At 68.8% G+C, this 9,972-nt stretch carries 12 protein-coding genes; 8 read left to right on the top strand and 4 right to left on the bottom strand.

Annotated elements, in window-relative coordinates; genetic code table 11:
• Positions 1 to 512 precede the first annotated feature (512 nt).
• From rpmH to I8920_RS15650, 8 genes are all read left to right on the top strand, one after another.
• Positions 513 to 650 (top strand): 50S ribosomal protein L34, encoded by a 138-nt coding sequence (rpmH, locus tag I8920_RS15685; protein WP_022889115.1) that lies wholly within the window; start codon positions 513 to 515, stop codon positions 648 to 650.
• 48 nt (positions 651 to 698) lie between these two features.
• On the top strand, positions 699 to 1,049 hold the full coding sequence (gene rnpA / locus I8920_RS15680; protein WP_198657180.1) for a ribonuclease P protein component: 351 nt from the start codon (positions 699 to 701) through the stop codon (positions 1,047 to 1,049).
• Positions 1,046 to 1,426, top strand: coding sequence for a membrane protein insertion efficiency factor YidD (gene yidD / locus I8920_RS15675; protein WP_198657179.1), 381 nt, complete (start codon positions 1,046 to 1,048; stop codon positions 1,424 to 1,426). Before rnpA ends, yidD begins: the two co-directional genes overlap by 4 nt.
• 8 nt (positions 1,427 to 1,434) lie before the next feature.
• Positions 1,435 to 2,403 carry a membrane protein insertase YidC gene (gene yidC, locus I8920_RS15670; protein ID WP_198657178.1) on the top strand — a complete coding sequence of 323 codons (969 nt, stop codon included), beginning with the start codon at positions 1,435 to 1,437 and terminating at the stop codon, positions 2,401 to 2,403.
• Entirely contained in the window at positions 2,404 to 2,898 is a 495-nt protein-coding gene (locus I8920_RS15665; RefSeq protein WP_198657177.1) for a Jag family protein, read from the top strand. It abuts the gene before it with no gap.
• A complete protein-coding gene (gene rsmG, locus I8920_RS15660; RefSeq protein WP_198657176.1) occupies positions 2,895 to 3,554 on the top strand; it encodes a 16S rRNA (guanine(527)-N(7))-methyltransferase RsmG in 660 nt (219 codons plus the stop codon). Before I8920_RS15665 ends, rsmG begins: the two co-directional genes overlap by 4 nt.
• A gap of 81 nt (positions 3,555 to 3,635) precedes the next feature.
• A complete protein-coding gene (locus I8920_RS15655; protein ID WP_269802230.1) occupies positions 3,636 to 4,529 on the top strand; it encodes a ParA family protein in 894 nt (297 codons plus the stop codon).
• Entirely contained in the window at positions 4,529 to 5,503 is a 975-nt protein-coding gene (locus I8920_RS15650; RefSeq protein ID WP_198657175.1) for a ParB/RepB/Spo0J family partition protein, read from the top strand. Before I8920_RS15655 ends, I8920_RS15650 begins: the two co-directional genes overlap by 1 nt.
• A gap of 537 nt (positions 5,504 to 6,040) precedes the next feature.
• On the opposite strand, the gene I8920_RS15645 is transcribed toward I8920_RS15650, so the two are convergent.
• The 4 genes from I8920_RS15645 to trxB form a co-directional block, all read right to left on the bottom strand.
• Entirely contained in the window at positions 6,041 to 7,003 is a 963-nt protein-coding gene (locus I8920_RS15645; RefSeq protein WP_198657174.1) for a D-alanine--D-alanine ligase family protein, read from the bottom strand.
• A 61-nt stretch (positions 7,004 to 7,064) separates the two neighbouring features.
• Entirely contained in the window at positions 7,065 to 8,366 is a 1,302-nt protein-coding gene (locus I8920_RS15640) for an aminotransferase-like domain-containing protein (RefSeq protein WP_198657173.1), read from the bottom strand.
• Positions 8,367 to 8,515: 149 nt separating this feature from the next.
• Complete coding sequence (trxA, locus tag I8920_RS15635) at positions 8,516 to 8,842, bottom strand: thioredoxin (protein WP_017887828.1); 327 nt, start codon at positions 8,840 to 8,842, stop codon at positions 8,516 to 8,518.
• Positions 8,843 to 8,905: 63 nt separating this feature from the next.
• Positions 8,906 to 9,904 (bottom strand): thioredoxin-disulfide reductase, encoded by a 999-nt coding sequence (gene trxB, locus I8920_RS15630; protein ID WP_198657172.1) that lies wholly within the window; start codon positions 9,902 to 9,904, stop codon positions 8,906 to 8,908.
• Positions 9,905 to 9,972 lie beyond the last annotated feature (68 nt).

Here is a 9,972-nt window from a genome sequence, read left to right as displayed (position 1 = left end):
GTCGCGCTCGTCTCCAGGGTCGTGTCGTGCGTTCGCTGCCGGGCGAGGGTGCGCCCTGCGGGGTCGGACATGGTGTGGCGTCCTGGGCGACCGCACTCGGACCGGGTCGTCGCCGGCGGTTCGTCGGTGGCTCCTGGGGCTTCGTCGTCGCTCCGTCGCCGCGGAGGTTCCCACAGGGTTGTCCACAGTCTTGTCCACGATGGCTCCGTGTCCTCCGACAGGAGTACTTCCCTGTCGTACCGGGCCGGAGAGCCGATCGATCCCCCCACTGTAAAGGACCGGACGCGACCGCACCGAACGGAAGTTCTCCCCAATGTGGAGAATCGCCTCGGGCGACCGCCACCGGTGGTCGGGGCCACCGGGCGGTCAGGCGGGGTTTGACCTGCCCGTCCCCGTCACGTACCGTTAACCAGTTGACTGCGGCCGTTCGGTCGCGCCCATCTGCGCCGTTCGACACCCGGACGGCTACACGTACGTGACGGCTCGCCGCGAGCAGCCGTGTGGAGAACATCATGAGCAAGCGCACCTTCCAGCCGAACAACCGTCGTCGCGCCAAGAAGCACGGCTTCCGCCTCCGCATGCGGACGCGTGCCGGCCGCGCCATCCTGTCGGCGCGTCGCGCCAAGGGCCGCACCGAGCTCTCGGCCTGATCAGCCTCTTCCGCCTGATCCGGTCCTCGGTCTGACCCCGGCGTCGCAGTGTTGGCCAGCGCCAACCGCATCGTCCGCGGGGACGACTACCGGAACGTCGTGCGTCGTGGTCGCAAGAGCGCCACGGCGCACGTCGTCGTGTCCGTGGTCCGTCAGCCGGCGGACCACCGCGGCCCGACGCGGTTCGGCTTCATCGTCGCGAAGACGGTGGGCAACGCCGTGACCCGGAACCTGATCAGACGGCGGTGCAAGGCGATCGCCCACGACCTGCTCGTCGGAGCCCCCGAGGGGTTCGACGTGGTGGTCCGCGTACTGCCAGCCGCATCGCAGGCCGGATGGCCTACCCTGCTCGAAGACGTCACGCGCTCCTTCGCGCGCGGGGTGGAGAAGGCAGCATGAACCGCACTCTGTGGACCCGGCTGGCCTGGGTCGTCGCGTTGCTCCCACGCAACGCGTGCGTCGTCGTGCTCCGGGCCTACCGTGCGGTGATCTCCCCGCTGTACGGCAACGTCTGCCGCTACCACCCGTCGTGCTCCCGGTACGCCCTCGAAGCGATCCAGCAGTACGGCGTCGTACGCGGGACCGCCAAGGGCGCCTGGCGCATCGCCCGCTGCAACCCCTGGGCTGCAGGTGGCATCGACGACGTGCAGGAACGCCGTCGCCCCTTCGTCGTCAACCGGTTCGGGTTCGTCCTCGCGCCGATCCCGCAGCAGCCGCACCCCGCGGTCGGAACGGCCCGGCCGGTCCTGCTCCCCCAGCGCACTCGAAAGGCGTAGCCGTCCCCATGGTGATCATCAACACGATCCTCTGGCCACTCAAATGGGTGGTCTCGGCCATCCTCGTCGGCTTCCACTGGATCTTCGAGACCATCGGCATGGACCCCGGCGCGGGCGTGACGTGGGTCCTCTCGATCATCTTCCTGACGTTCGTGGTCCGTGCCGCGCTCATCCCGATCTTCGTGCGGCAGATCAAGTCGCAGCGCCGCATGCTCGAGGTCGCGCCGCAGCTCAAGAAGATCCAGGACAAGTACAAGGGCAAGAAGGACCAGTTCTCGCGTGAGGCCATGAGCCGCGAGACCATGGCGCTCTACAAGGAGACCGGGACCAACCCGCTGAGCTCCTGCCTGCCGCTGCTGCTGCAGATGCCGATCTTCTTCTCGCTGTACTCCGTGCTGCACGAGGCACAGATCAACCAGAAGGGCATCGGTCTGCTCACGAACGACCTCGCGGCGTCGTTCGGCAACGCGGCCCTGTTCGGGGCACCGCTGCACGAGACCTTCACGAACGCCTCCGGGTGGGAGGTCCGCGTCATCGCGGGCGTCATGATCGTCGTGATGACCGCCTCGCAGTTCATCACGCAGCTGCAGCTCGTCGCGAAGAACATGTCGCCGGAGACCAAGGAGTCTCCGATGTACCGCCAGCAGAAGATGATGCTGTACATCCTCCCGCTGGTCTTCATCATCTCGGGCCTGAGCTTCCCCCTCGGCGTCATGTTCTACTGGCTCGCCTCGAACGTCTGGACGATGGCGCAGCAGTACTTCGTCATCCGCAGCATGCCGACCCCCGGCTCCGAGGCAGCGCTCGCGCGTGAGGCGCGCCTGGCGAAGAAGGCCCAGCGTCGCGGAACCGCGACCCCGGTGCTCGCCGAGGCCGGTGCCGGTGCCGGTGCGGCGGAGATCGAGGCCGTGCGCGTGACCACCCAGCGTCAGCAGCCGGTCGGCAAGCAGCGCTCGAAGAAGAACGGGAAGAAGTAAGTGACCGAGCAGGACACCGCCGCGGCCGTCGACACCACCGAGGCCGAGGACGCCCGCGACGAAGCGGACATCGCTGCGGACTACATCGAGGAACTCCTCGACATCTGCGACCTCGACGGCGACCTGGAGATCGAGGAGCGCGGCGGCCGCGTGTACCTGTCGGTCACGGACGACGGCGAGGCGCTTCGCGTGCTGTCCAAGCCGGACACCGTGACGGCGCTGCAGGAGCTCACCCGCATCGCCGTGCAGGCGGAGACCGGCGAGTTCAGCCGACTCATCCTGGACGTCGGCGGGTCGCGGGACGCCCGCGCCGAGGAGCTGCAGCGCCTGGTCGACACGGCCGTGGAGCGCATCGAGGCTGGCTCGGCGACCGCGGCACTCCCCCCGATGTCGTCGTACGAGCGCAAGCTGGTGCACGACCTGGTGGCCGAGAAGGGCTTCCACTCCGAGTCCGAGGGCGAGGGTCGGGACCGCCACACGGTCGTCACCCGATGACGGACGCACCCGTCCCCACCGAGGAGGCGCCGGCGCTCGAGGTCGAGCCCGCCGCCGCGATCACGCTCTTCGGCGACCGCATCGACCTCGCACGTTCGTTCACGAACGAGCTCGCTCGCCGAGGCGAGGAGCTGGGCTTGATCGGCCCGCTTGAGCTCCCCCGGCTGTGGACGCGACACATCCTCAATTCCGCTCTGCTGGCACCCCTCCTGGAGGCCCGTGGCCGCGTTGCCGACGTCGGCTCCGGAGCCGGCCTCCCCGGCCTCGTGCTCGCGATCGCCCGTCCGGACGTCGAGTTCTCGCTCATCGAACCGATGGAGCGCCGGACCGACTGGCTCCGGAGCGAGGCCGACCGCCTCGGGCTCGAGAACGTCACCGTGGTCCGCGGCCGAGCTGAGGACGTCGCGGACGACATCGTTGCCGACCAGGTCACAGCACGGGCGGTGAGTGCGCTCTCGAAGCTCATCCCGCTCACGGTGCCGCTCGCGCGGTCCGGCGGGCAGCTCATCCTCATGAAGGGTGCGCGGGTCGACGAGGAGATCGAGAAGGCGCGGAAGGTGATCCTCCGGAAGCGCCTCGCTGATGTCGAGGTACTCGAGCTCGGGGACGGTGTGGTCACCGAGACCACGCGGGTCTTCCGGGCTACAGTTGACTGACGCTGCGGCGCGGGTCGGTTCATCCGGCCGCCAGTGGCCCCGCGTTCCACGTGAAACACTGAACCGGGGAAGAGGCACTCGTTGAGTTCATCGACCAACTACGACGCATCGACGCCACTCGCCCGAGAGATCGCCGACCTGAACCGTCGTCGACGGGCGATCGCAACACAGCAGTTCCCGCTGCCCTCCGAGACCCGGATCATCACCGTCTCGAACCAGAAGGGCGGCGTCGGCAAGACGACGACGACGGTCAACCTCGCCGCGGGGCTCGCCCACGGCGGTGCGCGCGTGCTGGTGATCGACCTCGACCCGCAGGGGAACGCTTCGACTGCGCTCGGTGTGGATCACCAGGCCGAGGTTGCAAGCATCTACGACGTCATCGTCGACGAGGCTCCGATGGCGGACACCGTGCAGGCCTCCCCCGAGTCGGACACCCTGTGGTGCGTGCCGGCGACCATCCACCTGGCCGGGGCCGAGATCGAGTTGGTCTCCCTGGTCGCTCGTGAGCAGCGGCTGCGGACCGCCCTCGAGATGTACCTGCAGTCGCTCGACGAGCCGTACCACTACGTCTTCATCGACTGCCCGCCGTCTCTCGGACTCCTCACAATCAACGCGTTCGTCGCCGCGCAAGAGGTCCTCATCCCGATCCAGTGCGAGTACTACGCGCTCGAAGGGCTGAGCCAGCTACTGCGGAACATCGAACTCATCGAGCGGCACCTCAACCCGAAGCTCCGGGTCTCCACGATCCTGCTCACGATGTACGACAGCCGCACGAACCTGTCGAACCAGGTGGCGAACGACGTCCGGGAGCACTTCGGCAGCCAGGTCCTGCAGGCGATGATCCCCCGATCCGTCCGCGTCAGCGAGGCCCCGAGCTACGGGCAGAGCGTCGTGGCGTACGACGTGAACTCCACCGGGTCGCTCTCCTACCTGGAAGCGGCCGCCGAGATCGCAGCACGAGGAGCGAAGCACTGATGGCACCCAAGCGAACCGGCCTCGGCCGCGGTATCGGCGCACTCATCCCGACCGCGACGGAGCAGCAGGACCGTCCGGTCGACGTCTTCTTCCCCACCGGTGGATCGCCGGCATCGCCGTCCGCGGCACCGACGGCCGATGAACTGGTGGCCGTGCCGGGTGCGCGTCTCGCCAACCTCAACCCGCTCGACGTCGTGCCGAACGCGCAGCAGCCCCGCAAGGAGTTCCGCGAAGAGGAGCTCCAGGAACTCGTGCACTCGATCCGCGAGATCGGTGTGCTCCAGCCCATCGTCGTCCGCCCGATCGCGGGCGCCACCGGGACGGAGCCGCAGTACGAGCTCATCATGGGTGAGCGGCGTCTGCGTGCGACGAAGGAACTCGGGCTGAGCACGATCCCGGCGATCGTCAAGGACACACCGGACGACGCCATGCTCCGGGACGCGCTCCTCGAGAACCTGCACCGCGCGCAGCTCAACCCGCTGGAAGAGGCGTCGGCGTACCAACAGCTCCTCGCCGACTTCGGGATCACCCAGGAGCAGCTCGGGCAGCGGATCGGCCGCTCGCGCCCGCAGATCACGAACACCATCCGTCTGCTGCGGCTCCCCTCCCCCGTGCAGCGTCGAGTCGCTGCAGGTGTGCTGTCTGCCGGGCACGCTCGTGCCATCCTCGCCGCTCCGGATGCCGAGGCGATGGAGTACCTCGCTGAGAAGATCGTGAACGAGGACCTGTCCGTCCGTGCGGCGGAGGCCATCGCTCAGCAGCTGTCGTCGAAGACCCCGCCGAAGCAGGTCACGCAGCCGAACAAGCGGCAGGCGCACTTCGACGACCTGGCCGAGCGGATCGGCGACCGGCTCAACACCCGGGTCAAGATCGCCGTCGGTGCGCGCAAGAGCTCGGTGACGATTGACTTCGCGAACGGCGACGACCTGAACCGGATCCTCGGAGAGCTGGGCATCAGCGACGTCTCGAGCTGAGGCGTCGGCGCGACGTCTCAGCGATCCCGCCGCCTTCGCCGCTCTCGCCGCTCTCGCCGCGGGCGGTGTTCCACGTGAAACGCTTCCCCGTGCGCAGGCCAGGCGATCGTGCTGCACGGGCCCCGAGGCTGTGCCGCGCTGTCCCTGTCGACAGGTGCCGGCGAAACGTCTTGGATGATGTCTGCGCCGCGATGGATTGGGCGCATGCACCGTTGAGGAGTTTTGATCGCGTCGATTGGTGCGCGACGGCAGGCGCACGGCCGGTTTGCGCTCCAACCCGGAGCGCCGCTCGGCTCTGTGGTGCCACGCAGCGCCTGAGTGGGCTCCTGGGCGGTGCGGACGCTCCGCGGGGGCCTCGTGCCCGCTCGGCGGGATTTCGGGCGGCACAGCGCCGCTGAGCGCAGAGACCATCCGAGCGATGGATGCGTGTTCCACGTGGAACACGAGCGCGGACCGCGGGTGCGCTTCTCGGCACGCTGGACGATGCCGCGCCAAGCCCTCGCGCTGTGTCGGTGTTCCACGTGGAACACCGTTGGGTCAGGAGTGGTGGTCGCGGATGGCCTGCTCGGCCAGCTCGGCGTACGTCCAACCGAGGTCGAAGCCCGACGCGGAGAGCGCCTGCGGCAGGAGCGACGTCTCCGTGAGCCCGGGGAGGACGTTCGCCTCGAGGAACCATGGGGTGCCGGCGGCGTCGATGATCAGGTCGACACGGGACAGGTGGCGCAGACCCAGCGCGCGGTGCGCTGCCACCGCTGCCTCGGCGGCTGCCGCGGCGTGTTCCTCGGGCAGGCGAGCTGGCGTGTAGAAGGTGGTCTCCCCCGCGTTGTACCGGGCCTCGAACCCGTAGATGCCGTTGCGAGGGACGATCTCCACCGCGGACAGTGCCGCGGGACCGTCGCCGGTGTCGATGATGCCGATCGCGACCTCGGTGCCGCGGATGAGCTGCTCGATCACGACGTCGTCGCAGTAGGTGTAGGCCGCCACCATCGCGCGGGGCAGGTCGTGCACGTCGTCGACGAGCGTGACTCCCTGGGCGCTGCCGCCCCGAGCGGGCTTCACCGCGAGCGGCACCGGGTGCTCGGCGGCGATGGCCTCGAGCACCCCGACGGCACCGAGCTCGCGGAACACGTCGTGGGACAGCGTCACCGACCTCGGCGTCCGGACGCCGGCGCGGGCGACCAGCGCCGAAGCCGTGGGCTTGTCCCATGCCAGCCGAGCCGACGTGGAACGCGAGCCGACGAACGGGATGTCCAGAGCCTCCAGGACGCCCCGCAGGGCTCCGTCCTCACCGGAGGCGCCGTGCAGGGCCGGCCACACGACGTCCGGGCGCTCCTTGCCGAGTGCAGGCAGGAGCATGGCGTCGGCGTCACGGAGGTCGACCTGCCAGCCGTAGCCGGTCAGCGAGTCGGCGACCCGTCGGCCCGAGCGGAGGGACACGTCCCGCTCGTGGGAGATCCCTCCCGCGACGACGACGACGTGACGACGGGTGAGCTCGGCCATGCGGGGATCCTCCGGTGTGCAGGTACGGTGCTGCGCGGCCCGCGCAGCGGAAAAGCGCTGGTCAGGAGATGTTCGGCGGCGGCGCGCTGACCGAGGAGGACTCGGTGACGGCGGTGGGGCGGGTCGCCGGGCCGAAGGTCTCGATGAGTTCCAGCTCGTCGTTGACCACGTTCGCGAGTCGCTTGACGCCGATCCGGATCTGCTCCGGCGTCGGGTAGCAGAACGACAGCCGGATGTTCCCGCCACCGCGACCGTCGGCGTAGAAGGCCGTGCCCGGGGTGTAGGCGACGAGCTCCTTGACGGCGCGCGGCAGCATGCCCTTCGAGTCGAGGGACTCCGGCAGCGTGAGCCAGACGAAGAACCCGCCGTTCGGCTTCGTCCACGACAGGTCCGGCAGGAACTCCCCGAGCGCGGACAGCATCGCGTCGCGGCGCTCGGCGTAGATGCCGCGGAACGTGTCGACCTGGCCCTTCCAGTCGGCGGCGTCCAGGTAGTTGTTGACGACGTACTGACCGAACGAGTTCGGGGCGAGGACCGCCGACTCGTTCGCCAGGACCAGCTTCTCGCGGATGGCGTGGGGTGCCAGCGCCCAGCCGACGCGGAACCCCGGCGCGAGCGTCTTCGAGAAGGAGCCGAGGTACACCACGCCCTCCTCGTCGATGGAGCGGATCGCCTGCGGCGCCGGCTCGTCGAACCAGAGGAGCCCGTACGGGTTGTCCTCGAGCACCAGGATGTTGTTGGAGCGGCAGATGTCGAGCACCTCGATGCGGCGCTCCCGGCTCATCGTGACGCCGGCCGGGTTGTGGAAGTTCGGGATCGTGTAGAGGAACTTCATCCGCTTGCCTTGGGCACGCAGGTTCGCGATCGCCTCGCGCAGCGCGTCGGGGACGAGCCCGTGCTCGTCGGTCGCGACGTGCACCGTCTCCGCCTGGTACGAGCGGAACACACCGATGGCGCCGACGTAGGACGGCGACTCGGCCAGCACCACGTCACCCGGGTCGATGAAGAGCCGCGTGACGAGGTCGAGGGCGTGCTGCGAGCCGGTCGTCACGACGACGTCCTCGGCGCTCGCGCGGATGCCCTCCAGGCTCATGACGTCCACGATGTGCTCACGGAGCGACCGCAGGCCCTGTCCCCCGCCGTACTGCAGCGCCATGGCGGCGTCCTCGTGCATGACACGGTCCAGAGAGCCCGTGACGAGCTCTCTGGGGAGCGCGGACACGAACGGCATCCCGCCGGCCAGGGAGACCACCTCGGGGCGCGAGGCGACGGCGAACAGGGCTCGGACCTCGGAGGCGCTCAGCCCGGCGGTGCGCTGGGCGTAGGAGTCGTACCAGGGGTCGAGGCTGTTGCCGTTCGTCATCGAGTGCTCCGTTCAGTGGGACATTCCCGCCACACTACGACATCGACCTCGGGAACCACGGCTCCGCGACGGGGCCGATCGCGAACGCGTGGCCCGGAACGACGACGGCCCCGCTCTCCGTGGAGAGCGGGGCCGTTCGTGTGGGAGACCTACGCGAGGAACTCGGCGAGGTCGGCCTCGAGCGCGGGCTTCGGCTTGGCGCCGATGACGGTCTTGACGACCTCGCCGCCCTTGAAGACCTTCATCGCCGGGATCGACGTGATCTGGTAGTTCATGGCCGACTGAGGGTTGTCGTCGACGTTGAGCTTGACGATCTCGATCTTGCCGGCGTGCTCTTCGGCGATCTGGTCGAGGATCGGCGAGACCGCGCGGCACGGGCCACACCACTCAGCCCAGAAGTCGACCAGGATCGTCTTGTCGGACTTGAGGACCTCGTCCGAGAAGGTGGCGTCGGTGACAGCCTTGGCGTTGGACATGTGTGCTCCTTCGAGAAGTCGTTCAGGGGGTACAACGGCGAGGCCGTCGTGGTATTCCGTGGGTCAGGCGTGCGCCGAGGTGACGTCGAGGATGGCGGGCTCGGTCGGGCCGACACCCTCTGCCTCGTCGGTCAGCGAGTCCTCGAGCTCGGCGAGGTACTTCTCGGCGTCGAGCGCCGCGACCGTGCCGGAGCCGGCCGCCGTGATGGCCTGGCGGTAGGTCGGGTCGATGACGTCGCCCGCGGCGAAGACACCGGGCAGGTTGGTCTTCGACGAGCGGCCCTGCACCGCGATGGTGCCCTCGGGCGCGATGTCGATCTGACCGTGGATCAGGTGCGTGCGCGGGTCGTTGCCGATCGCGATGAACAGGCCGTCGAGCGCGAGCTCCGACTCCTCACCCGTGACCGTGTCCCGCAGGCTGACACCCTCGACCGCGGAGTCACCCGTGATGCCGGTGACCTCCTTGTTCCACGCGAACTCGATCTTCGGGTCGTTCATCGCGCGGTCCTGCATGATCTTCGACGCACGCAGGCTGTCCTTGCGGTGGATGACCGTCACCTTGTCGGCGAAGCGGGTGAGGAACGTCGCCTCCTCCATCGCGGAGTCGCCACCGCCGACGACGGCGATGTTCTTCTGGCGGAAGAAGAACCCGTCGCAGGTCGCGCACCACGAGACGCCGTGACCGGACAGGCGCTCTTCGTCGGCGAGGCCGAGGTGCCGGTAGGCCGAACCCGTCGCGTAGATGACCGCGAGGGCTTCGTAGGTCTCGCCGGAGCCGACGGTGACCTTCTTGATCTTGCCCGTCAGGTCGACCGAGACGGCGTCGTCGTACAGGACCTCGGCGCCGAACTTCTCGGCCTGCTCCTGCATCTTGATCATGAGGTCGGGGCCCTGGATGCCCTCGGGGAAGCCGGGGAAGTTCTCGACCTCGGTCGTCTTGGTGAGTTCACCGCCCGTCTCGACGCTGGATGCGACGATGAGCGGCTTGAGCTCCGCGCGCGCGGCGTAGATGCCGGCGGTGAACCCGGCCGGGCCGGAACCGATGATGATGAGCTGGCGCATGCCTGAGTGCCCTTCCGTTGCGTCTGACCGGGTCAACCCATCGTAGCGACGCGGCATTCCACGCGGCC

It is taken from the genome of Curtobacterium sp. YC1 (assembly GCF_016267665.1).
Taxonomy (GTDB): Bacteria; Actinomycetota; Actinomycetes; order Actinomycetales; family Microbacteriaceae; genus Curtobacterium.
This window is presented reverse-complemented; position numbering and strand designations above follow the sequence as displayed.

Excerpts from the sequence above, each read along its gene's own strand:
- trxB (WP_198657172.1), bottom strand. The coding sequence starts at position 9,904 with ATGCGCCAGCTCATCATCATCGGTTCCGGCCCGGCCGGGTTCACCGCC.
- rsmG (WP_198657176.1), top strand. The coding sequence starts at position 2,895 with ATGACGGACGCACCCGTCCCCACCGAGGAGGCGCCGGCGCTCGAGGTC.
- yidD (WP_198657179.1), top strand. The coding sequence starts at position 1,046 with ATGAACCGCACTCTGTGGACCCGGCTGGCCTGGGTCGTCGCGTTGCTC.
- trxA (WP_017887828.1), bottom strand. The coding sequence starts at position 8,842 with ATGTCCAACGCCAAGGCTGTCACCGACGCCACCTTCTCGGACGAGGTC.
- I8920_RS15645 (WP_198657174.1), bottom strand. The coding sequence starts at position 7,003 with ATGGCCGAGCTCACCCGTCGTCACGTCGTCGTCGTCGCGGGAGGGATC.
- I8920_RS15640 (WP_198657173.1), bottom strand. The coding sequence starts at position 8,366 with ATGACGAACGGCAACAGCCTCGACCCCTGGTACGACTCCTACGCCCAG.
- I8920_RS15650 (WP_198657175.1), top strand. The coding sequence starts at position 4,529 with ATGGCACCCAAGCGAACCGGCCTCGGCCGCGGTATCGGCGCACTCATC.
- rpmH (WP_022889115.1), top strand. The coding sequence starts at position 513 with ATGAGCAAGCGCACCTTCCAGCCGAACAACCGTCGTCGCGCCAAGAAG.
- yidC (WP_198657178.1), top strand. The coding sequence starts at position 1,435 with ATGGTGATCATCAACACGATCCTCTGGCCACTCAAATGGGTGGTCTCG.